This window comes from Ensifer sp. Root127, assembly GCF_001425225.1.
Lineage (GTDB): Bacteria > Pseudomonadota > Alphaproteobacteria > Rhizobiales > Rhizobiaceae > Ensifer > Ensifer canadensis.
This window is the reverse complement of the sequence record NZ_LMDX01000001.1, coordinates 483,346-506,033: the sequence shown is the minus strand read 5'-3', so window position 1 is coordinate 506,033 and position 22,688 is coordinate 483,346. Positions and strand designations below refer to the sequence as shown.

At 62.3% G+C, this 22,688-nt stretch carries 21 protein-coding genes and 2 tRNA genes; 11 read left to right on the top strand and 12 right to left on the bottom strand.

The window, feature by feature from the left end; all coding sequences use genetic code 11:
• The first annotated feature begins 50 nt into the window (after window positions 1–50).
• Together ASD03_RS02420 and smc are read left to right on the top strand one after the other, a co-directional pair.
• On the top strand, window positions 51–887 hold the full coding sequence (locus ASD03_RS02420; protein ID WP_081788840.1) for a DsbA family protein: 837 nt from the start codon (window positions 51–53) through the stop codon (window positions 885–887).
• A gap of 102 nt (window positions 888–989) precedes the next feature.
• On the top strand, window positions 990–4,451 hold the full coding sequence (gene smc, locus ASD03_RS02415) for a chromosome segregation protein SMC (protein ID WP_025426204.1): 3,462 nt from the start codon (window positions 990–992) through the stop codon (window positions 4,449–4,451).
• A gap of 2 nt (window positions 4,452–4,453) precedes the next feature.
• Here the strand turns inward: smc and ASD03_RS02410 are convergent, their stop codons facing one another.
• Both ASD03_RS02410 and ASD03_RS02405 read right to left on the bottom strand, forming a co-directional pair.
• Complete coding sequence (locus ASD03_RS02410; protein WP_025426205.1) at window positions 4,454–6,265, bottom strand: caspase family protein; 1,812 nt, start codon at window positions 6,263–6,265, stop codon at window positions 4,454–4,456.
• Between the two features lie 251 nt (window positions 6,266–6,516).
• Window positions 6,517–7,566, bottom strand: a complete 1,050-nt coding sequence (locus ASD03_RS02405) for an AraC family transcriptional regulator (RefSeq protein WP_025426206.1) — start codon at window positions 7,564–7,566, stop codon at window positions 6,517–6,519.
• 163 nt (window positions 7,567–7,729) lie between these two features.
• Between ASD03_RS02405 and ASD03_RS02400 the strand changes: the two genes are divergently transcribed.
• Together ASD03_RS02400 and ppdK are read left to right on the top strand one after the other, a co-directional pair.
• Window positions 7,730–8,440 (top strand): hypothetical protein, encoded by a 711-nt coding sequence (locus ASD03_RS02400; protein WP_025426207.1) that lies wholly within the window; start codon window positions 7,730–7,732, stop codon window positions 8,438–8,440.
• Between the two features lie 137 nt (window positions 8,441–8,577).
• The gene (gene ppdK, locus ASD03_RS02395; protein WP_025426208.1) at window positions 8,578–11,244 is read left to right on the top strand and encodes a pyruvate, phosphate dikinase; all 2,667 of its coding nucleotides are present in this window, start codon (window positions 8,578–8,580) and stop codon (window positions 11,242–11,244) included.
• Window positions 11,245–11,420: 176 nt separating this feature from the next.
• Here ppdK and ASD03_RS02390 read toward each other — a convergent pair whose 3' ends face one another.
• Together ASD03_RS02390 and ASD03_RS02385 are read right to left on the bottom strand one after the other, a co-directional pair.
• On the bottom strand, window positions 11,421–11,702 hold the full coding sequence (locus tag ASD03_RS02390; protein ID WP_025426209.1) for a hypothetical protein: 282 nt from the start codon (window positions 11,700–11,702) through the stop codon (window positions 11,421–11,423).
• Between the two features lie 350 nt (window positions 11,703–12,052).
• Complete coding sequence (locus tag ASD03_RS02385) at window positions 12,053–12,442, bottom strand: hypothetical protein (protein WP_025426210.1); 390 nt, start codon at window positions 12,440–12,442, stop codon at window positions 12,053–12,055.
• Between the two features lie 260 nt (window positions 12,443–12,702).
• On the opposite strand from ASD03_RS02385, the gene ASD03_RS02380 reads away from it, so the two are divergent.
• A complete protein-coding gene (locus ASD03_RS02380) occupies window positions 12,703–13,611 on the top strand; it encodes a DUF1499 domain-containing protein (RefSeq protein WP_025426211.1) in 909 nt (302 codons plus the stop codon).
• A gap of 23 nt (window positions 13,612–13,634) precedes the next feature.
• On the opposite strand, the gene ASD03_RS02375 is transcribed toward ASD03_RS02380, so the two are convergent.
• Genes ASD03_RS02375 through ASD03_RS02360 form a run of 4 tightly spaced genes read right to left on the bottom strand, consistent with a single transcriptional unit; the run spans window position 13,635 to window position 15,980 of the window.
• Complete coding sequence (locus tag ASD03_RS02375; RefSeq protein WP_057211504.1) at window positions 13,635–14,267, bottom strand: DUF4166 domain-containing protein; 633 nt, start codon at window positions 14,265–14,267, stop codon at window positions 13,635–13,637.
• A 20-nt stretch (window positions 14,268–14,287) separates the two neighbouring features.
• Window positions 14,288–14,740: a thiol-disulfide oxidoreductase DCC family protein gene (locus tag ASD03_RS02370; protein ID WP_025426213.1), complete on the bottom strand. Its 453-nt coding sequence runs from the start codon at window positions 14,738–14,740 to the stop codon at window positions 14,288–14,290.
• A gap of 2 nt (window positions 14,741–14,742) precedes the next feature.
• Window positions 14,743–15,666 carry an MBL fold metallo-hydrolase gene (locus ASD03_RS02365; RefSeq protein WP_057212455.1) on the bottom strand — a complete coding sequence of 308 codons (924 nt, stop codon included), beginning with the start codon at window positions 15,664–15,666 and terminating at the stop codon, window positions 14,743–14,745.
• A gap of 17 nt (window positions 15,667–15,683) precedes the next feature.
• Entirely contained in the window at window positions 15,684–15,980 is a 297-nt protein-coding gene (locus ASD03_RS02360; RefSeq protein ID WP_025426215.1) for a cupin domain-containing protein, read from the bottom strand.
• Between the two features lie 214 nt (window positions 15,981–16,194).
• On the opposite strand from ASD03_RS02360, the gene ASD03_RS02355 reads away from it, so the two are divergent.
• A tRNA-Gln gene (locus ASD03_RS02355) sits at window positions 16,195–16,269 on the top strand.
• A gap of 234 nt (window positions 16,270–16,503) precedes the next feature.
• Window positions 16,504–17,715, top strand: coding sequence for a GGDEF domain-containing protein (locus ASD03_RS02350; RefSeq protein ID WP_025426216.1), 1,212 nt, complete (start codon window positions 16,504–16,506; stop codon window positions 17,713–17,715).
• Window positions 17,716–17,822: 107 nt separating this feature from the next.
• On the opposite strand, the gene ASD03_RS02345 is transcribed toward ASD03_RS02350, so the two are convergent.
• Entirely contained in the window at window positions 17,823–18,257 is a 435-nt protein-coding gene (locus tag ASD03_RS02345) for a hypothetical protein (protein ID WP_025426217.1), read from the bottom strand.
• A gap of 390 nt (window positions 18,258–18,647) precedes the next feature.
• Complete coding sequence (locus ASD03_RS02340) at window positions 18,648–19,124, bottom strand: hypothetical protein (RefSeq protein WP_025426218.1); 477 nt, start codon at window positions 19,122–19,124, stop codon at window positions 18,648–18,650.
• Window positions 19,125–19,396: 272 nt separating this feature from the next.
• On the opposite strand from ASD03_RS02340, the gene ASD03_RS02335 reads away from it, so the two are divergent.
• Window positions 19,397–19,473 (top strand) — tRNA-Pro (locus tag ASD03_RS02335).
• Window positions 19,474–19,812: 339 nt separating this feature from the next.
• Complete coding sequence (locus ASD03_RS02330) at window positions 19,813–20,232, top strand: hypothetical protein (RefSeq protein WP_057211502.1); 420 nt, start codon at window positions 19,813–19,815, stop codon at window positions 20,230–20,232.
• 158 nt (window positions 20,233–20,390) lie between these two features.
• On the opposite strand, the gene ASD03_RS02325 is transcribed toward ASD03_RS02330, so the two are convergent.
• A complete protein-coding gene (locus ASD03_RS02325) occupies window positions 20,391–20,570 on the bottom strand; it encodes a hypothetical protein (RefSeq protein WP_025426220.1) in 180 nt (59 codons plus the stop codon).
• Window positions 20,571–20,779: 209 nt separating this feature from the next.
• Between ASD03_RS02325 and ASD03_RS02320 the strand changes: the two genes are divergently transcribed.
• Window positions 20,780–21,739, top strand: a complete 960-nt coding sequence (locus ASD03_RS02320) for a bile acid:sodium symporter family protein (RefSeq protein ID WP_025426221.1) — start codon at window positions 20,780–20,782, stop codon at window positions 21,737–21,739.
• A 558-nt stretch (window positions 21,740–22,297) separates the two neighbouring features.
• Window positions 22,298–22,441: a hypothetical protein gene (locus tag ASD03_RS39865; protein WP_164474926.1), complete on the top strand. Its 144-nt coding sequence runs from the start codon at window positions 22,298–22,300 to the stop codon at window positions 22,439–22,441.
• 30 nt (window positions 22,442–22,471) lie between these two features.
• Here the strand turns inward: ASD03_RS39865 and ASD03_RS02315 are convergent, their stop codons facing one another.
• On the bottom strand, window positions 22,472–22,666 hold the full coding sequence (locus ASD03_RS02315) for a hypothetical protein (protein ID WP_107026871.1): 195 nt from the start codon (window positions 22,664–22,666) through the stop codon (window positions 22,472–22,474).
• Window positions 22,667–22,688 lie beyond the last annotated feature (22 nt).

The window sequence follows — 22,688 nt, the reverse complement described above, 5'->3', positions numbered from 1 at the left end:
GCAAGATATCGAATCCGCACTGCAATTCCCTCCGAACACGGGTAAAATTCATGTCCGCTTCCGCAATGAACCTTTCGAAACGCCTGCTCAGCGGTGTTGCCATCGCGACCGTCGCTCTTGTGCTTGCCGCCTGCAGCGACGAGAAGAAGGAGCAGGCTTCGGCGACCCCGACCGAAACCACGGAAACGGCCGCCAAGGCCGACGCCAAGCCGGCCGACGCGATGACGACCGCTTCGACGACGGCTGCTCCGACAACGACCGCGCAAGCCAAGCCCGCCGGCACCGAAGTTGCCCAGTCGACCGCCGCTCCGGCAAAGGTCGAGCTGCCGAGCTCGGAAGGCTCCGTCGACATGGCCAAGCTGCTCGAGCCCGGAGCGCTGCCGGAAATGGCGGTCGGCGATGCCAACGCCCCGGTAACGATCGTCGAATACATGTCGATGACCTGCCCGCATTGCGCCGCCTTCCACAACAACACCTTCGAAGCGATCAAGACGAAGTACATCGACAGCGGCAAGGTTCGTTTCGTCCTGCGCGAATTCCCGTTCGATCCGCGCGCTGCTGCCGCCTTCATGCTGGCGCGCTGCGCCCCAGAGGGCCAGTATTTCCCGATGATCTCGATGCTGTTCAAGCAGCAGCAGCAGTGGGCTGCCGCTCAGAATGGTCGCGACGCATTGCTGCAGATGTCCAAACTTGCCGGTTTTACACAGGAGAGCTTCGAGTCCTGCTTGACGAACCAAAAACTTCTGGATGATGTGAACGCAGTTATGCAGCGGGGCGCAAAGGACTTTGGCGTACAATCGACGCCGACCTTCTTCGTCAATGGAGAGCACTATTCTGGGGATATGTCGGTTGACGTCATGTCGGCCCTCATCGACAGCAAGCTCTGATCCTTCGCTTTTCCTGAAAACGGGCGACGGCAGCAGCCGTGCGCCCGTTTTTCATGCCCTGGGGCCGGGTGAAGAGGGGCGTTCCGCGCCAGCGTTTGCCGCATGAAGTTCAACAAGCTTCGCCTGCTTGGCTTCAAATCCTTCGTCGAACCCAGCGAATTCATCATCGAGCGCGGTCTGACCGGCATCGTCGGCCCGAACGGCTGCGGCAAGTCGAACCTTGTCGAGGCATTGCGCTGGGTTATGGGGGAGAACTCCTACAAGAACATGCGCGCGTCCGGTATGGACGATGTGATCTTCTCGGGCTCCGGCAATCGCCCGGCGCGCAACACCGCCGAAGTCGGCCTCTACCTCGACAACAGCGATCGCACCGCGCCTGCCGCCTTCAACGACAGCGACGAAATCCAGGTGACGCGCCGCATCGAGCGCGAACAGGGCTCGGTCTACAGGATCAACGGCAAGGAAGCGCGCGCCAAGGATGTGCAGCTGCTGTTTGCCGACGCGTCCACCGGCGCTCGCTCGCCGTCGATGGTCGGCCAGGGCCGCATCGGCGAGCTGATTGCGGCAAAGCCGCAGGCCAGGCGCCAGCTTCTGGAAGAGGCGGCCGGTATTTCCGGCCTGCACTCGCGCCGGCATGAGGCCGAGCTGCGGCTGAAAGCCGCCGAAACCAACCTCGAGCGCCTTGATGACGTCACCTCTCAGCTCGAAAGCCAGATCGAGAGCCTGAAACGGCAGGCGCGCCAGGCCAGTCGCTTCAAGATGCTCTCTGCCGATATCCGCAAGCACGAGGCGATCCTGTTCCACATCCGCTGGGTTCAGGCCAAGGAAGCCGAAGCCGAGGCGACCAGCCAACTCAACCAGGTGACGGCACTCGTCGCCGAAAAGGCGCAGGCCCAGATGCAGGCCGCCAAGGATCAGGCGATTTCCAGCCTGAAACTGCCGGAGCTGCGCGAGAGCGAGGCGAAATTGGCGGCCGCACTGCAGCGGCTGCAGATCGCCCGTTCGCAGCTTGAGGAGGATGCTGGCCGTATCCTGCGCCGTCGCGACGAGCTGCAGCGTCGCCTGGCCCAGCTTGCCGAGGATATCGCCCGCGAGGAGCGCCTGGTTGCCGACAATGCCGGTATTCTCGCTCGCCTCGACGAAGAAGATGAAGAACTGCGCGAACTGCTCGCCGAGGCGGACGACCGGGCAAGCGAAGCCCGGGAACGGCTCGAGGAAGCGAACGAAAAGCTCTCCATGAGCGAAGCAGATCTCAGCCGGCTGACGGCCGAGCGTGCCGAGGCACAGGCCGGTCGCAACCAGCTTGAGCGGGCGCTGCGCGATCTCTCGGAGCGGCAGGCTCGGTTGGCGCGCCAGCTCTCCGACCAGGCCCGCGATCTTGACGAACTCGACCGGCAGATGTCGACGCTGCCCGACCCGCACGAAAAACAGGGCCAGGTCGAAGTGGCCGAGGCCGCCCTAGAAGAGGCCGAGGCGACTGTCGCAGCCATCGAAGAGACCCTCGCCGAAACCCGCCGCGCCGAGGCCGACGCCCGCCCGCCAGTCGATCGGGCGCGGGCCATCCTGAACGGCATCGAGACCGAGGCGCGCACGATCCGTCGCATGCTCGAAGCGGCCGGTGGTGGCGACTATCCGGCTGTTGTCGAGGAGATGAAGGTCGACCGCGGCTTCGAGACGGCGCTTGGCGCAGCGCTTGGCGATGATCTCGATTCGCCGCTCGATAGCGCAGCACCGGCCCATTGGCGTACACCGGGCGATCATTCCGGCGATGCCGCCTTGCCGCAAGGGGCGCGCTCACTCATCGAGCACGTTCGCGCGCCACAGGCATTGACGCGTGCCTTGAGCCAGGTCGGCATTGTCGACAGCGAGGCAGAGGCCGAGCGGCTGATGCCGCTGTTGAAACCCGGCCAGAGCCTGGTGACGAAGCAGGGCTCGGTTTGGCGGTGGGATGGCCACGTGACCGGTTCCGAAGCGCCAAGTGCTGCAGCACTAAGGCTGGCCCAGAAGAACCGCCTTGCTGAACTCGATACTGAGGCGGACGACGCCGGCGAGTCGCTCCGCCGTGCCGAGGCTGATCTTGCCGCTGCCGGCTCGCGCATCCGCGCCGAGGATGAACGGCTGAGGCTTGCGCGCGACGCCCAGCGCATGATCACGCGCCAGCTCGGCGAAGCGCGCGATGCGCTGGCCGCTGCCGAGCGCGCATCCGGCGATCTCTCGCGTCGCCGCGCGGTTGTTGCCGAAACCAAGAGCCAGCTTGAAAGCCAGCTTGAAGAGGTCGCCGAGCAGATCGAGACCGCCAACGACGCGCTTGCCGATGCGCCCGACCTTTCAGAACTTGAGCTGAAATTGCGCACGCAAACGGCAGATGTCGCCGCCGACCGGGCAGCGGTTGCCGAAAGGCGTGCGGCCCATGACGGACTTGCGCGCGAAAACGAGGCGCGCCAGCGCCGGATCACTGCGATATCAGGCGAACGCCAGACCTGGAAAGCACGGGCGGCAAGCGCCGAAGAACATATAGCCACCCTCAGGGATCGCGAGGCGGAAGCGCGCGACGAGGTCGAGGAGCTGATGGATGCGCCCGACGAGTTCGAGGACAAGCGGCGCGCGCTGATGAACGAATTGCAGAAGGCCGAGGCTTCACGTCGCGAGGCCGCCGATATCCTGGCCGAGGCCGAGGGTCGCCAGCGCGAGGCAGACCGCATGGCCGCAACCGCGCTTTCGGAGTTGGCAGAATCGCGCGAAAAGCGCGGCCGCGCCGAGGAGCGGCTGGTATCCGGCCGCGAGCGCCGGGTCGAGATCGAGGCACGCATCCAGGAGGCGCTCTCCTGTGCTCCGCATGAGGTTATGCGGCTGACCGGGCTTGCCGTCGACGAGGCGCTGCCGGACATGCGCAATGTCGAGCGCGAGCTGGAACGGCTGAAGATCGAGCGGGAGCGTCTTGGCGCCGTCAACCTTCGGGCCGAAGAAGAACAGAAGGAGCTCTCCGAGCGGCTCGCTCTGCTTCTGAAGGAACGCGACGACGTCATCGAAGCGATCCGCAAGCTGCGCAGCGCCATCCAGAACCTCAACCGTGAGGGTCGCGAGCGGCTGATCGTCGCCTTCGACGTGGTCAACGCCCAGTTCCAACGGCTTTTCACCCATCTCTTCGGTGGCGGCACGGCCGAGCTGCAATTGATCGAGAGCGACGACCCGCTTGAAGCCGGCCTTGAAATCCTTGCCCGTCCGCCGGGCAAGAAGCCGCAGACCATGACGCTGCTGTCGGGCGGTGAACAGGCGCTGACGGCAATGGCGTTGATCTTCGCCGTCTTCCTCACCAATCCGGCGCCGATCTGCGTTCTTGACGAAGTCGACGCGCCGCTCGACGACCACAATGTCGAGCGCTACTGCAACCTGATGGACGAGATGGCGGCATCGACCGAAACCCGCTTCGTCATCATCACCCACAACCCGATCACCATGGCCCGCATGAACCGCCTGTTCGGCGTCACCATGGCGGAGCAGGGCGTGTCGCAGCTTGTTTCCGTCGACCTGCAGACGGCAGAGCGGCTGAGGGAAGTGGTGTAACTCTACTCGAACTCAAGCAGGAAGCTCCCGGTCGCGTCTTGCGGACCCATGTCGTCCCAAGTCGTTACCCGCAGCGATTTAAGATCGGCTCTGCCTTCGCGGTGAGCATAATACATGCCAACATCGTCGCCCTTCTTGTGCTCGTTCGGCATGTTGGCAAACCATTTCGAGTACGTCAGCGGCTCGCCGTCGTCCCAGCCCCATCCGCCGCGCGGCTCTCTGCCCTGGGACGCTTGAACGAGACCGATCCACGGACCCATCTTGTAGCTGACGCCGCCATTCGGATCGTATCCGGTGTTGAAGAAGTTCTCGTCGCTGTTGAAGAGTGAGGCGACGAACTCGTTCTCTGCGTCCGAAGTGATTGTAGCGAGATGTGCGCCGCAACTCTTGGCCCAATATTGTGCGACTGAGGCAGGGACATAGAGGTATCGCACGACGACGTAGAGATGCCCCTGGAAGGCACCATAGACAGTGTCGTAGCGAGGTAGGCATTCAACTGCCCTCAGAACCCGCCCGTCGGTCTCCAGCCCTCTCAAATCATCGATCTTGTATTCGCGGGCCTTGGTGGCGCTGTAGACGCCGTCGATATCCTGCGAAACGGCGATGCCAAGTGCCTTGGCGGTGCGTTCGCTGATAAAGCCGTTGCTCGGCTGCTGGTTCCGGCTTTGGTACTGCCGGATGGCAGTGCGGGTCTGCTCGCCGAAGACGCCGTCGGCCGTGCCGATCTCAAGCCCCGTCGCCGCGAGCGCCAGCTGCACGCTCCTCCGCGCTTCCTTGCTCGGAAGCAACCGGCTCTCGATCGTCTGCGGCGTTGAATTTTGACCCCGCGCTGTCGCCGGGTCGATCTGCGCCAATGCCTGCCTACCAAGTTCGGCATATTCGCCTGTGCGATGCTTGGCGACGAAGAAGCGCCAGATGCGCGGCGTACCGACACGAAGCGCCTTTTTGAAATCGGCTTCGGCTTCAAGCTCTGCCGGATCGACGGCAGTCGAGGGGGCCGTCTGCGTCGATGCCGCCGTCGGTGTTTCCGGCCCGAAGTAGAATTCCAGCGACAGGGACGAAAGGATCTGCGGTGATTGTTTGCCGCCCGTGTCCTTGCGCACATCGCGAACCACGCGCTTGAAGGCGGTGCCAACCTCAAGCCCGGGGCCGGAGAGGTTGGCGATCAGGGCGCGGGTAAAGGGTGAATGCCCGTCGGTGCCGTCGGCAGCGACCTGTCCCGGGGCGGCCGCAAAGGCGACCAGTGTACCGGCACCTTGCGTTTCGATCGGTGCAAGTCCGCGGGTGGCGCCGCCACGCGTGGCGCCATCGACGTCGACATTCAGTTTGTTGGCGAGCGGATTGTTGCGACAGGCGTCGAGGAACACCAGGGATATCCGGGCGCGTTTTTCGAGTGCATTGATGATCTCGGACAGCGCCACGGTTTCCGCCGGCACGTCGAACTCGCTTTCGAGCCTGGCATCCGTGCCGATCAGAAAATTCTCGCCATGGAGCTGCATGCCGTGGCCGGCAAAATAGAACAGTGCAATATCCTGCGGCCCGATCTTGCGGGCGAAGCGCGAGAGCGCCTCGGCAAAGCTCTTGCGGTCTGCATTCAGCACGAGGTCCGCTTCAAAGCCTTTGCTCTGCAGGAAGCCGCTGAAGGCTTCGGCGTCGCGGGTCGCGTTCGGCAAGCTTCCGGCGATCGCGTAGTTACTCATGCCAACGATCAGAGCCAGCCGCTTGCCGCCATTGTCGCCGAACACTGGGCTCGCAGCAAACAACAAAAGCAGAAATGACAGCATCGAAAAGCGCAGTTTCGCACGACATTTCATGACCTGCCTCCAAGCCCACAGGACTGAAACGGATCGCCATGACGGGATATTCGCCGATGTGCCCCTCATCGCTTCGTAATATTAGATATTTATGATGGATGCTGCAATGTGCAGTCCTGGGCCGATTGCGTCAGCGCCACGCGGTAAACTACAGCGCCGCGCGTCTTGTTAGACGCGCAAAGGTCGCTGCAGCACCTTGGATTGCTGCATGTTTTGAATCGAATACGATTTAAGGAAACGTGCAGTAGGCTCTATGCCGCTTCGCGAAATTCGGGCACGCGCTGCTCTTCGCGCCACGAAGAAGGGCTCTGGCCGGTGACGCGCAGGAACTCGCGGTTGAAGTTCGATTTCGTCAGGAAGCCGGCCTCGAAGGCGATCTGCGTGATTGCCTCGTCGGTCGCCGAAAGCAGCCGGCAGGCTTCCTCCACCCGGTAGTTGTTGACATATTGCGAGACGCTGATGCCGTGGATCCGGTTGATGGCATTGGAAATCCGCCGGGCCGGCACGCCGAGCTTGCGGGCGATCCGCGAGAGGTTGAGCTCGAGATCCTTGTAGAGCGCTTTCCTGCGCATCAGGTCGTCGATGCTTCGCACGATCTCGGCATCTTCTTCAGTCGCAGTGCGCTCTTGCGGCAAAGGCGCTGCGTCCCCCCGTCCGCTGTCTGTCGATGTGTCGAAGCTGGCGATCGAGGCGGCGGTGCCGAGAATGAGCAGGGCGAGTACGTTGCCTGCCGCAACGATCGCGCCGGAATAGGCACCTCCATTGCGCAGCTGGTCGAAGCCGATGGCGACGTCGCTAAGCGCTGAGGCGATCAGCGCCCACCCGGTGAACTTGAGCGATCGGTATGAGCGAAGCACGCCGTCGAGCCGCGAGGCGACCAGTGCGTTCGGGCCCCGCCGCGCAAGCCAGAGCAAGGCAAACCCGTAGCCGAGAAAGAACAGGGTGATCGCCGTGCCGACCGCATCGCGCCAGGCAAACATCATGACCCCGACGATGAGCGGGGGCAGGAGGTGCCAGGCGATTTGCCCCAGGCGTGGCGGACCATCGCTCGCAAGGCTGCTGAAGCAAACCCATGCCAGCGCCGCGTTGAACGTCGCAAGCATCGCCTGTGCCAAGAGGATGGTACGGATTTCGTAGCCCCATCGGATGCCGATCAGCACGGATTGCAGTGCATAAGCGCACACGAGCAGCAGGAACAGGCGTTGCTCGAAGGTCATGGCCTCGCCGCGCTGCCAAAACATCCGGACAATCACGATCATCAGCAGCAGGGAAACGACGAAGGGGAGCGGTACAAACAGCATGAGCGGAAGAATTCTTCGGGAGGGAGGTGGGCGGATGGCAGGATGATGCCCTTGATTGCGTTCAGGGTCGACCCGAAACGCGATCAAGGTCGCGACTGCGTTCGATTTCAGGCGAGCTATTCCGGTCCGGCGATGGTGCCAGACCGCACGAATGGAGCGTCAAATGTTGATCGGACCGCCAGCAATGGTTCTCGCCCCCATCCTTCTCCTCGCCCTGGCGAGCAATGCCGAGACATCGGCGAGGGACATCGATATCACCGGCGTCACGGCGATCGTCGCCACCGGCGACGCAAGCGCAATCGAACTCACCAGCGATGAGACTTTGCCCTTCAGCGCCTCGGTCGAGAGCAGGCGGTCCGGCTGGTTTGCCCCCTTCTATTCCAGCTGGTTCTACAGCGATTGCGTATCGGAGACCCGTATGCGCGTCGAAGGTTCGACCCTTTACATCGTTGTGGCAGCGCCCTCCTGGCCGGAATTGGAGGAGTGCAGGACCGCATTTCGCGCCAACCTGAAAAAGGGAGCGTCAATCTCTGTGGAGCAACCGGCGTTCCAAGCCGCGCTTGAGGGGGAGTTTTCGAGTGTGGCGCTCAAGGGCAAGGCAGCTGATGTTTCGATCGAGGGGCACGTCGGACAGGTGAGGCTCGATGTCGACGCCCTGCGGGCGCGGCTGATCTATGAGAAGACCTCGCAGTCCGAGACCGTGGAGATCTCCGGCAAGGCACTCGACATTCACCTCGGATTCGATGCGGCAAGTTTCATTGATTATCGGGTGATGGCGACGGCCTCCTGGGTCGACAGTTCGCGAACGGCGATCCCCGGCGCCAGGCCTCTGATTTGCATCAAGGGGGAGATGGTGCGCGCGACGATCCGCTGAGCCTCGAAGTCCGCCGCAGTGCGTTCGACAGTCGGAAAAATGATGCAATGCAGCATAAATCTTCGGCGGGTGCATTTCCAGGCTGAAGCATATACTGTAAATCGTCATAAAAGACTGTTTTTGGGTGGAGATCAGGCATGATGAAATGGGTTTACACCTTCGGTGGGGGCAAGGCCGAAGGGCGTGCGGGTGATCGTGACAGGCTGGGCGGCAAGGGTGCAAACCTTGCGGAAATGTGCAGTCTGGGCCTGCCGGTGCCGCCGGGGCTGACCATCATCACCGATGCCTGCAACAGCTATTTCGACAATAGCCGCGAAATACCCGAGGGCCTGCACGACCAGGTCCGCGAAGGCATTCGCCGGATGGAGGAAGTCACCGGCCGGGTTTTTGGCGACACCAACCGTCCGCTGCTGCTTTCCGTGCGTTCCGGCGCCCGCGCCTCGATGCCGGGGATGATGGACACTGTCCTCAATCTCGGCCTCAACGATCAGTCCGTGCATGCGCTCGGTCACGACGCCGGCGATGCGCGGTTTGCCTGGGACAGCTACCGCCGCTTCATACAGATGTATGGCGACGTCGTCATGGGCGTCGACCACGATATCTTCGAGGAGATCCTTGAAGACGAGAAGGCCCGCCTCGGCCACGAGCAGGATACCGAACTTTCCGCGGTCGAATGGCAACATGTCATCACACGCTACAAGGACGCGATCGAGGAAACGCTCGGCGAGCCGTTTCCGCAGGATCCGGAAATCCAGCTCTGGGGCGCCATCGGCGCCGTGTTCTCCAGCTGGATGAACCCGCGCGCCATCACCTACCGCCATCTGCACAGCATCCCGGCGGCCTGGGGCACCGCGGTCAACGTCCAGGCGATGGTTTTCGGCAATCTCGGCAATTCGTCGGCGACCGGCGTTGCGTTTACCCGCAACCCCTCGACCGGAGAGAACGAGCTTTACGGCGAGTTCCTCGTCAATGCCCAGGGCGAAGACGTGGTTGCCGGCATCCGCACGCCGCAAAACATCACCGAGGCGGCCCGCATTGCGTCCGGCTCCGACAAGCCATCGCTTGAAAAGCTGATGCCGGAGGCCTTTGCCGAGTTCCGCACGATCTGCGACAAGCTCGAGCGGCATTATCGCGACATGCAGGACCTCGAATTCACCATCGAGCGCGGCACGCTCTGGATGCTGCAGACGCGCTCCGGCAAGCGGACGGCCAAGGCCGCCCTGAAGATCGCCGTCGACATGGCGGACGAGGGGCTGATCTCGAAGAACGAAGCGGTCGCCCGCATCGATCCGGCTTCGCTCGATCAGTTGCTGCATCCGACGATCGATCCGCACGCGCGCCGCGATATCATCGGCTCCGGCCTTCCGGCTTCGCCGGGGGCTGCAACCGGCGAAATGGTCTTCACCTCGGAAGAGGCCGTCCAGGCCGACAAGGAAGGCCGCAAGGTCATCCTCGTGCGCATCGAAACCAGTCCGGAAGACATTCACGGCATGCACGCCGCCGAAGGCATTCTGACCACGCGCGGCGGCATGACCAGTCACGCCGCGGTGGTTGCGCGCGGCATGGGCACCCCTTGCGTTTCCGGTGCGGGCGGCATCCGCGTCGATCTGCGCAACGAATTGCTGATCACGCCGAGCGTGACGCTGAAGAAGGGCGACATCATCACCATCGACGGCTCGTCCGGCCAAGTGCTGAAGGGCGCGATCGCCATGCTCCAGCCGGAGCTTTCGGGCGATTTTGGAAAGATCATGGCCTGGGCGGACGCCAGCCGCCGCATGACCGTGCGCACAAACGCCGAAACGCCGGCCGACGCGCGCGCCGCCCGCTCTTTTGGTGCCGAGGGCATCGGCCTTTGCCGTACCGAGCACATGTTCTTCGAGGATGGCCGCATCAATGTCATGCGCGAGATGATCCTGGCGGAAGACGAAGCCGGGCGGCGGCTGGCGCTCGCCAAGCTGCTGCCGATGCAGCGTTCGGACTTCGTCGAACTCTTTTCCATCATGCACGGGCTGCCGGTGACAATCCGTCTGCTCGACCCGCCGCTGCACGAATTTCTGCCGAAGACGGATGAGGAAATCGCTGATGTTGCCGGTGTTTTGTCACTGGATCCGTCAGCCCTGCGTCAGCGCGTCGACCAGCTGCACGAGTTCAACCCGATGCTCGGCCATCGTGGCTGCCGTCTGGCCATCTCCTATCCGGAGATCGCCGAGATGCAGGCTCGCGCCATCTTCGAGGCGGCGGTCGAAGCCGCGCGCGAAACCGGCGCTGCCGTCGTGCCTGAGATCATGGTGCCGCTCGTCGGCCTGCGCGCCGAACTCGACTACGTCAAGGAGCGCATCGATGCGGTGGCAAAGGCGGTGATCGGCGAAGCCGGCATCGACATCGACTATCTCGTCGGCACCATGATCGAGCTGCCGCGCGCGGCACTTCGCGCCCATGTGATTGCGGAAGCCGCCGACTTCTTCTCGTTTGGCACCAACGACTTGACCCAGACGACATTCGGCATTTCACGCGACGACGCCTCGCAGTTCCTGGCGACCTATCAGCAGAAGGGCATCATCGAGCAGGATCCCTTCGTCTCGCTCGATTTCGACGGTGTCGGCGAACTGATCCAGATCGCCACGGAGCGCGGACGCCGGACCAAGAACGGCCTCAAGCTCGGCATCTGCGGCGAACATGGCGGCGATCCGGCCTCGATCCGCTTTTGCGAAGAAGCGGGCCTCGACTATGTCTCCTGTTCGCCCTTCCGCGTGCCGATAGCCCGGCTCGCCGCCGCACAGGCGGCGATCAACGGCAAGGCGTGAGGCGGCATCGATACCGGCCATAACCTCAACGCCCCGGTCAAGGGTGCCCGGGGCGACTGCATGTTTCCTTAAATCCTATTCGATTTAAGGACAAAAACATGCAGTAATTCAAAGTGCTACAGCGACCTTTGCGCGTCTATCAAGACGCGCGGCGCTGTAGGCATCTCGTTTCAGAGCTACTTAGACTGCACGATAACCGGGCGTGCAATGACGACCGGCCGGTTCCAACCCCACATCATCACATCATTGTCATAGCGGTAGCTGCGCCGCTCGGCGCGGCGGTCGAGCTCGATGCGTTGCAGGCAGGTGGCGAATGCATCGGTGCCGCGCCGAAAGCCGTAGGAGGCGCAGGTGTTGCCGTCGGCGGCGCGCCGCTCTTCCGGCGTCATCGTCTGGCAGGCCGCAAGCAAGAGCCCGATGGCGGCAAGGGTCAGCAGTTTGGTCTTCATCGTATTCATGCCTCCTGAGCGGATGCAGATCGGCTCGGCGAAAGACCGGCTTTGCTTGTGCCCGAACCTCAGCTTTTGTCAGAAGGCTGTTGGGTACACCGGTCGCTCAGGTCTTTACCGCCGCCTGCAGGACAGAGCTCTGCCGCATGGCGGGCCGTCGTGTCCACCCTGATTTTTTCGGGTATGGCTGTAAAGATCGGTAGGGTGGATCGTGCAATCGAGGGCCGAGGCTTCGGCGCAGCTACAAGCCAAGGGCAGAAACGCACAACACGGATTTTGCATTCACGATTCGATCGCATGAAGACATGATGGGGCAGCCGTTGGGCGACCGTCAATCCGTTTTCGGCAAGTCCGGATGGTCACATGCGCTCAAGCACGCCGACAAAGGATTCGGCAAAGCTTTTCAGATCCTGGGTGTTCTCGCCGGGGTGCTCGAGCCGGATCGTCGAGCCCTCTTCTTCGAGGCAGACAAACAGGATTGGCGACGCGTCGCCCTCGGTCCCGCCGAGCCGAAGGACCGCGATGCTCAGGCAATCGTCGACCAGGCCGGAAGCGGGCAAGGCAAAGAGAAACTCGCCGCCGACGTTGTCGGCAACCGTGCGGATGAAGGCGGTGAAATCGTCCTTGCTTCCGGAGAAACCGTCGAGCGAAAGCTCCAGCTCCAGCAGCGCCATGGGAATGCGGGCGTCAGCCGGCGGAGGCGGTGCTGCGTGGGTGGCTGTTGCCACGGCTGCTTGCGATGCGACCATGATGTCTCTCCATCTTGCCGTGCCGGATGCGTTCCCAGCGTCGGCCCTTGCCCCCCGATTGACGATTCGCGACGACTTTTGCCGGCGTACGGGCATATTTCCAGTTTCTGATAGGTGGTTAACGAGAATGGCGATTTTGCGGCAAGTGGCTGCAGGCGCGCGGCCCAGGTCTCCAGCCGCATCCTATTGCCTGTTTTCACGGCCCCGGCCATGGTCTAAGAATGCTGGTCTGTTTCGATGCAGGGGATTGATTCCGTTATATGATGGTCCGGTACGAGCGCCCCTATTCCTATGCCGCCCACTGGGCGCGCCGCTTTGCCCGCATAGCCTTTGCGATCTTCGCGCTGTCCCTGCTGGCGCACCGGTTCGGCCCGTTGACGACGCCGCATTTCCTTGGATTGGTCGGGCTCTCCGGTGCTTTTGCACTGCTCGGCGTCCTGCTTGCCGTAGTCGGGCTCGCGCGGCTTTGGCAGGTGGCCGCGATCGGTGGCATCGCCTCCGCCTCGGCCCTTGTCTATGCGGCGCCCACGCTCGGTTTCATCGGTTTCGGCATCGCGCAGTACCTGACCCGGCCGGCGATCTATGATGTCAGCACCGACACAGTGACGCCGCCGCCTTGGCTGAAGGTGCCGCAGACGGAGGAAAGCTGGCTGAAGCGCAATCCGGCTGTGACGCCCGAGGACCGCGAAGCGCAGATTATCGCCTATCCCGGCCTGACCGGACGACGATACGACGGTGCGCTCGACCGCGTTTTCCAAGGTGTGCGCAATGTCGTCGAGAAAACGCGCGTCGGCGTCACGCAGGAACTCGGCGTCGAAAACGCCCGCGCCGATCTCGAGGATCTGGCGGTGCGGCCGAATGCCGGGGCGGACGCCGCCGCCGAGCCGGAGAACATACCCGTGCCGGAATCCCGACCGGAGCTGGCTTTGGAGGGCGCCCTTCCAGGGCGGCGTTCCAGTGACGTCGTGCTTCAGGGAGAATGGCGGACGCTGATTGCCGGCTTTCGTTTCGATGTGCTGATCCGCCTGCGCGAAGAAGCGGAAACGACGTTCGTCGACCTGCGCGTCGCGTCTCGCTACGGCCAGCACGACCTCGGCATCGGCGCCGCCTTCGCCGACCAGTTCCTGCGGGCGCTCGATGCGGAGCTGCTCGGCATCGCCGGCGATTGATCCGCAGAATACCGGCAGACGCTTCAGTCCTGCATGAGGGCGTCGTGGCCACCAGATCCATGAGGCAGCTTTTGGTCTCGCACGTTTGCGATCGGCGATGGTGCCTCGTCGTCCGCCTTGAGCCAGCCGCGATAGCGCACAATCAAGCCGGTCAATGGGCTTTCGACCTCGACGTGGAAGTGGAACAGGCCATCGCGATCTTCCTCGAACGTCCGGCCACCTGGCGCCAGCAACGCTGGAAGCGGGAGGCCGAGGAAGGACCAGCCGCGAACCCTGAGATGCAGGCGGTTTCCCACAGGCTCCAAGGCGCACAGGATCCGGAACGGCCCGAAACCCTCGGCAAGCAATCGTTCCTTCCGGTTCTCGGCTTTTTGCTGGGAGCTGCGCAAAACCTTCTCTCCAAACCGCCGCGTCCAGATCTCGCGACCATTGGCGCACTCGAAACGGATCTCGACCGGCACATTCTCGCCGGCCACGGGAAAGCCGAAGACAGAGGCGGTGAGGCGGCCCCATGACCCCTTGCCACGCTCGATGGTCGCACGCCCCCTGAAAATGGCTTGCCCATCCGACGTCTCATGCAGAGTGCGGATCGCCGTGGGCAAGCGATCCCATTCAGCGCCGAGAACTCGTCGGTAGAGGCTTTGCTGACGGACCATGCCACTTTCCGCTGCGTCCTTCACGCGATGAAACGCCCGCGCTCGTCGGCGGTCGGAACCATGCAGGTCTGGCGGCGCCCGGCGATGCGGTAGCGGTTCCTTGCAACGAGATCGTAGAGCGGATCGCGAAGGGCAGCAGGCAAAATGCGGCAGATATTCACCAGCGACCATGGCAGGCCCAATCCTGCAAGCGTGCGAATCGATCCGTCCGATTTGAAGCGCGCAATACCGTTCTCGATCAGGATGTTGCTTTCATAGTTCTCTGTATCGAGGCCATAGTGCCGGTAGAGCGCCTGGCCGAGCGGCGATTGCGCCGTCAGGTAACGATAGCGCGCTTGCCGGTCATGGCGCAGCATGAAGCGCACCCAGCCCGAGCAGAAGATGCATTCGCCGTCAAAGACGATCACCGGCCGATCGTCGGGAAAGCGCGGCACCGACGGGTCCTCGCGGTAGCTGTGCGCTTGCCGCCGCATCCTCAGCCAGCCCCTCCCGGCGCCAGGCGATAGTCGCCGAAAAGGGACGGCGGTCCATCGGTCTCAACACGTCCCTGTTCGACCAGGTCTTCAAGATGCGCCAGCACGGAGAGGGCTGCTGCGCCATGCAGTCGTGTGTCGGTGGAGGCATAGATCACCTTGACCATGTCGGGGATCTTGCCGTCGCCGGCGCGGATGCGCTCAAGCACGGCGCGCTCACGCATGCGCCGGTGGGCGCGCAGGCCCCTGAGGAATGAAGCCGGCTCGATGACAGGCCCGCCGTGGCCGGGCAGATAGAGCCGGTCGTCACGCATCAGCAGCTTTTCCAGCGAGGCCATGTAGTCTGCCATGGCGCCATCCGGCGGTGCGACGATCGTCGTCGCCCAGGCCATGACGTGGTCTGCGGAAAAGACCGTGCCGGTGCCGTCGAGCGCAAATGCCATGTGGTTGGCGGTGTGGCCGGGGGTGGCGAGCCCCGTCAGCGCCCAGCCGTCGCCTTCGATCCGTCCGCCATCGGCAAGGATGATGTCGGGCGAGAAGTCCATATCGGAACTCTCGGCGAAGGGGTTGATCTCGCCTTCATGCAAAGGTCTGGCGGCACGGTGAGGCCCTTCGCCGACGATTGCCGCGCCCGTCGCGGCCTTCAGTCGCCGCGCCAGCGGCGAGTGGTCGCGGTGGGTGTGGCTGACGGCGATGTGGGTCACCTCGCGGCCCCTAAGCGCCGACATCAACGCCTGAAAATGCGCTTCGTCCTCCGGGCCCGGATCGATCACCGCCACCGAGCGATTACCGACGATATAGCTGTTGGTGCCGTGAAAGGTGAAAGGGCCGGGATTGTTGACGGTGATGCGCTGCACGCCGTCGGCAACGGTCACGGCCTCGCCATGTGCCGGCTTGAAGTCGAGATCGAAGTCGGGGCCCTGCATGCGTCGTTTCCTGGCCTTCACTTGTATTCGATCTCGATGAAGGACATCGGTTCGCTGCCGGCATTGACGACGTTGTGCGCCATGCCGGCCTCGCGCCGGTAGGCCGCTCCCTTGGCGATATCCACCCGGCGGCTGCCGCCTTCCTCCTCCAGCAGGAACCGGCAATCGGTCATCGGCACGACGACATAACCGAGACCGTGGACATGATGGCCGGTATCGGCACCGGGTTCGAAGTCCCACCTAGTAATGCGCACGACCGCGTCATCGACAAGAATGCTGGGCACGGCGGGCGGACGGGCGCGAAACTGGCTCATTGGGGTCTCCATTCGCGCCGGAGAATAGGAGGTGACGGTCGGGAAGGGAAGGGCGGTGCGGCATCGGGCACTGGCGTTTCGCCGAGGGCGAAGTGTATGCTGGCGAACAAAGCCCAACAAAACCGCTCGAACCACAAACTTAATCATTGTGACGCGGCACGAGCTTTGCTAATCAGGCGCTCGATTTGGCGAAACTATTTCTCGCCAATTTCGTTGGGGCGTAGCCAAGCGGTAAGGCAGCGGTTTTTGGTACCGCCATCCCCTGGTTCGAATCCAGGCGCCCCAGCCACATTTTTCTTTCAAGCGTTCTGTCCTCTCAACGTCCCGGATGCCAAGTTCGGCGTCGCGCTTGACGATGGCTGTCGCGTTGCCGTGTATGCCCGGTCCTCGAGTCTCCTTAAAATTCTAGGGGCGTCTTTCATCTTTCCTCCATCTGTCTGCCGCATTCATGCACGCAACGTCTGGATGCACGTCTTCACGTCGCGTGAGAGGCGTTGGTTGCCAGGGAGGAAACAGCCGGAAAATGAATGGACCTCTGGCGGCATCGGCGATCGCTTCGGCATGGCCGGGACTGTTCGTGCTATTCGGCCTTGCCTTTGGATGGGCGTGGTCGATTGAGAAGAAGCGGCACTATCTGCTGCTTCTGACTGCCGCCTGCCTATTGTTTGCGACAGCGGCGTTTATGCAGATCATGCTGCTGCCCCTCGATATCGGCGCCAATACCATCCCGACTGGCCTGCTCTATACGCTTGCGGTGCTTGCTGCCGCGGAGGCCATCCTGCGTCGTTCAGGTCGCGGCATGGGCTGGAAGGCGGCACTCGGGGCAATCGGTGTGATAACCGCTCTGCTTTGGTACTTCTACTATATCAGGCCGAACCTTCTGGTGCGGATCTACGTGCAGGCTTTTGGGTATGGGTTGATCCTTGCGGCCGCCGCCTGGCGCATTCGGGCTCTGCGACATGGTCGCCTTGTAGACCGCGTCCTGTTCTGGGTTGTGGCTGTCGTTGCGATCCACTTCTTCCCGCGCACCTGGCTGACATTTGGCACTGACGCGACCGCCAGCATCGAGGCTTTCGGCGCGTCGCTCTTCTGGAACATGATGCAGTTGCTGATCGCGGCGGCGGGTACAGCGCTTGCCTTCGCGCTGCTTGCGGCGGCGCTGACGGATGTCATGGACGATCTCAGGCGCGAGCGCGATGTCGACCCGCTGACGGGTGTCCTCAATCGTCGGGGGCTGGAGGAGCGAGTGGCAAGGCTGTTTCGCAATGCGGGTGCACCGCTCAGCCTGATCCTCTGCGATATCGATCATTTCAAGGCGATCAACGACGCCCATGGACATGCGGCCGGTGACAGAGTGCTGGCGACGTTTGCGGGCGTATTGCGCGACAGCGTGCGTGAAGCAGATCTTGTCGCGCGGATTGGCGGCGAGGAGTTCGCAATCCTCCTACCTGGGATGGACGTGGATGCGGCGATGGCGGTTGCCGAGTGTATTCGCGAGCGGCTGGCAATTCACCGTTTTCCTGTTCTTGGCGCGACAGAAAGCGTGACCGCGAGTTTCGGTCTGGCGCAACGCGATGGCAGTGAACGTTTCCAGGCGTTCAGCGCGCGCGCCGATGCAAGGCTTTATCGCGCCAAGCGCGAGGGGCGCGACCGGGTCGTGGCTGCGGATATGCCGCTGACCGCTGGGCCGGCAGAGGTTGCTCAGCCGGCAAATGCAGCCAGTCCGGCTGCCTGAAGCAATAACCGAGGGCGGCTGGCTTCGGCGGACTATTCCAAGGAAGCAGAAAACCCGCCAACTGACGCTGGCGGGTTTCAAATGTCTGCCCCTTGATGCGCCGGTTATCAGCTTGCCGGTGCAGCCGGCTTTTCCGCCTTGGCGCCGCCGAGGAATTCTTCGCACCAGCTCGGGCCGTCGGCGCGCTTGTGGTCACCGACCAGGCGGATCGAGCGGATGACATAGTCCGAAGAGACGGTCAGCTGCACCGAGCAGCTCAGATATTCCGTGCGGGCCGAGGAGATACGCTTGCCGCGCTTGCCGTCCTTGCCGGTTTCGTACTGGGCCGGGGTCTTGCGGGTCTTATAGCCGCCCTTCCAGTTGTAGACGGTGGAACTGCCGCTTTCGACGTCGGAGAGCGGAGGACCATACTGGGCGAAGAAGCCGCCGGCCGGCTGACCGAGCCAACGCGATTCAACTGCGTTTCTGGAAATCGCCGTCGTCGTGGTGCAGCCTGCGAGCACAAGCGCGAGGCCTGCCACCGTCATCATGCGGAAGTTCATGTTTTCGTCCCTTTGGCTCTCGTTCGGAAGTAGGCGTGGCGCGCGCGCCCCAATCCCCTGAGTTTGCGCGCTTTCCGCTGAGCCTCTAGCGCCAAAAGCCGGCAAAGAAAATCCGCTGTCTGCATTCTATCTAAGGAAAATGCGAAGCGTTGCAGAAAGTCCCTATCTGGCCCCGGAAACCTCACCGCAACGTGATCGGTTGCAGTCGTTTCTGGTCCCTTCGCCCGCCGCTGCGGGCATGGGAAACCGTTGCTCCATTTCGATGCGAATCGCTCCGCGGGAGGGCTTCTGGTGGGCGCGGTCTTCGCCGAGACGCGAAAGCGCTAGAGTTTCGTCGGTGCGCAGGCATTGTCCGCTCCGCTGTGTCGGTCAGGGGCGGCTCCTGTGGGTCTACTCCCCGATCAGCTTGCAGCCGATCTTGGTGGCGCTCCCGGCGATCGCCTTCAGCGGACCGTCATAGACATCGCAATCGAGCAGGTTGTCCGGGCCGCTGCGACGGGCGGAATGGACGTTGATGTTGACGAGAGGTTCGCCGTCCTTGACCCAATGCAGCCGCGTCTCGATGTCGCCCTTGCCGGGGATCGCCACCACGGCCGGTTCGCCATCGCGCTCGGTCCTGTCCTCGCCGAGATCGATCATGCCGATCTGATCAGCATGCTCTTCTGCGCCCGCCGCCGGCTCGCCGGAATAATAGGCCGCGATCACGACCCCTTCCTTCAGCGCCTGAAGTTTGCTCGCGGCGGCCTGCGAGAAGGAAAGATCCACTTCAAAGCCCCAGGGTCCGGCAATATCGGCACCAGCCGGGCCAGCCAAGAGACCGGCAAGGATCATTGCGGCAAGCGACACGGGACGGATGATGGGCGACACGGCAGCACTCCTTGGCAATGGCGGGCAAAAAAGCGGACACAGCAGACAATCGACACGGGCCATCCCCGTCAAGGGGCGGCCTCAAGCACGAGCAATCGCCTTCTGTCCTGGTCGATTGCTGGTGTGCCTGACGGGTGTGTCGGACAAGAGGCGGAACGCGGTTTCGGCCGGGGTTTTCCACTGTACCGGCTTTTTTGGCGAGACCGAGAAGGTTTTTCGAAATAGGCGCTTGTGCAATCCAAATGCCTGTTCTATAGAGGCGCCGCTGGTCACGGAGTGTAGCGCAGTCTGGTAGCGCACCACGTTCGGGACGTGGGGGTCGGAGGTTCGAATCCTCTCACTCCGACCAGCTAAATCAATCCCTTAATTCGTTTTCTGTTCGGCCCGTTTTTGAGTGCGGACCGATTGCGGGCGCCTTCAGGGTAACGCAAGTCGTGGGCTTGTGAAGTTCGTCTCCGCATACGGATTGGCCCGCCTTAATTTGGCGCTGGCCGCTTATCCATTCTCCTCCGTGTTCGACATCTCCTCGAAGTTCTATTGCGGCGCGTGATTCCCTCTGGTGCGCGTTTCGCAGGCGTGAACGCGCCGTTCGTCGAATAACGGTGCATTGGTGGATGTTCGACTTGTTGGTCGATAACTAAGGGTTGTAGTCTCGGCAACTACATTGTCGTTGTCGAGAGGATAGGGAATGTTGTTTAGGCGGATAATAGTCGCATCGGCGCTGGTTCTGGCGAGCCACGGACTGGCGCAGGCGCAGAGCTGCGAGAAAAACTTCAAGGTATCCGGTGTGCCGCTGGTGACGGCCATCAGCTACAAGACCTGGCAGGAATTTTCCAAGCTGAAACCCGACACGGCCTTGCAGCGGCTTGCCCAGGGCGTTGCCGCCGAAGGGTTCTCGGGCATCAAGGTCAACAAGTCGCTCGGCACTGTCGACGCATTCCAGGAAACGACCGGTTCAGGACGCATCCAGACGCTGCGGGTCGTTGCTCGCAAGCGCGGTGCCGGCACGCGCGTCGATGCCATCTTCGACATCCAGGCCGGACAGGTGACCTCCAAGGACATCGTGCGCGACGGTCTCTGCAACATCGTTCGCTCGGCGACGGAGTAGTCGCAGGCGGCTGCTGGCCGTTCGTTTGCGCGGTGCGGCCAAACACCAGTCGGGATGACGGCCGCACAGCCATGCGGGGCTCGCTGCCGTGGCGCGATCAAGTACAAGCTGGAAGCGAACTGTGCCGCTGGGTGGGGGGCACGACGGCCCCCGCGTCTTCAGCGTTGTTTTTCCAAAGCCTTCAGCACGGATTGGCCGATTGCCTGCGCTTGCAGCATCGAGGAGAAGTTGCCCTGAGCCGGATGGGTGACGCCGCGATACTTGACGACGAAGCACCATTTGCCGTTCATGCGCTTCTCGACGGTCACGGTCGTCTCCGGTTTTTTATCCGTGGTCATCTTCGTCTCCTTGAGATCCTGCGCGCCGCCGCGTGGGCAATGCCTGATATCCGCATGACGCGGTCCATGTCCATAGACGTCTGGTTTATGTCGGCTATCGTGACGTGATAGAAACAAAGTTGCGATATCTGACGGTTTTTTGTTCGAAGCGTGTTGAAGCCGCCGGTTGTGGCGCCTAGACAGCCCTCATCACGCCAAGGAGTAAAATTTTGAAGGCTGTCGCATCGTTTTCCGCGTTCGTCGGGCGCACATTCGCGCTCTGGGTCATTCTCTTCGCCGTTCTCGGCTTTGTCTTCCCGGATATTTTCAAGCAGATCACGCCCTATATCGTTACGCTGCTTGGCATTATCATGTTCGGCATGGGCCTCACCATTTCGCTCGACGATTTCAAGGAAGTCGCCAAGCGCCCGTTCGAGGTCGGCATCGGCGTCATCTCACAGTTTCTGATCATGCCCTTGCTGGCCGTGTTGCTGACGGCCATCATCCCGATGTCGCCGGAAGTGGCCGCCGGTGTCATTCTCGTCGGCTGCTGCCCGGGCGGCACCTCGAGCAACGTCATGACATACCTCTCGAAGGGCGATGTCGCGCTGTCGGTGGCCTGCACTAGCGTCACCACGCTTCTGGCCCCGGTCGTCACGCCGTTTCTCGTCTGGACCTTTGCCAGCCAGTATCTGCCGGTTGATGCGATGGCGATGTTCATGAGCATCGTCAAGGTCGTGCTGGTGCCGCTGGCGTTGGGCTTTCTTTTGCAGAAGCTGCTGCCGGGCCTGGTCAAGGCCGCGGTGCCGGCATTGCCGCTGGTCAGCGTTGCGGGCATCGTGTTGATCGTTGCCGCCGTCGTCGGCGCCAGCAAGGGCGCTATCGCCAGCTCCGGCCTGCTGATCTTCGCGGTCGTCGTTCTGCACAATGGCCTCGGCTATCTGCTCGGCTTCTTCGCCGCCAAGGCCGCCGGCCTGTCACTTGCCAAGCGCAAGGCGATCGCCATCGAGGTCGGCATGCAGAACAGCGGTCTCGGCGCGGCTCTGGCCAATGCCTATTTCTCGCCCGTGGCTGCCGTGCCGAGCGCGATCTTCAGCGTCTGGCACAACATTTCCGGCGCGCTGCTTGCCAACTACTTCGCAAGCCGCACGGAAGACGAAAACGTCGAGCCCGTGGTCATCACACGCTGATCGGGAACTACAGCGCCGCGCGTCTTATTAGACGCGCAAAGGTCGCTGTAGCACTTTGAATGGCTGCATGTTTTTATCGTTAAATCGAATAGGATTTAAGGAAACATGCAGCAGCTTCGAATGACAGGAGAGGGCTCGCAAGGGCCCTTTCTTGTTGCACGGCCAAAGCCTGCAAGGTGCATAGCCAGGCGGACTGTCCCACGGCGTTTGGAAACGGTGAAACAGCCCTATCGATCATCATGATCGACGCGCCAAATTACAAATGCCCCGGTGAATTTGAACCCAAGTAATTCGCGACCGCCAATCAAGGTGAAGCAATGTCGACAAGTGTCCCATTTTGGGACGATCGCATCTTGGGCGTCACGCGTGCGGCCATTTTCCGATCGTTCTAGCGGTGGCAGAAGCTGCGGGTGAGGGGCAGTCTCCAACGCCGCACCCGCCTACGTCGGGTCACGTTATTGTTCAATTGGAAACGGCCTGTTCATCGAATGGCGTCTTATCAGGGTGAACAATAAGCGCGATATTATCTTCAACAATCGTTCTCCCAGTGAGGCTCAGATGTTGAAGGAACCGATATTCACATTCCGCGAGATCGCCATATGGTCTGCCATCCTCGGCAGCGTCGTCGGATACCAGCTTTGGCAGCACACAGATCCCGCGCCGCTGACGATGGTGCTTCCGAGCATCGAGCAGCGGTCGTAATTTAAAGGCAATCCGGCGCGGCGCGAAACGCTACTCCTCAGGCATTCCGTTGCGCCGCGCGGCCTGCAATAACTCGATCTCACCGGCCGTCGGACCAAACTGGCTCTGAAGCCGTTTTGTTTCCTCAGCGTCCAACCGGTACTTTCGCGCAAAGGCCTCGATCGTCACGGCCCGCCCAAGAAAGCTTCGGCGCGGCACGTCCTCCCGTTCATGGTCCAGCATCATGGCTGCTCCTCCTTCCCGGTTC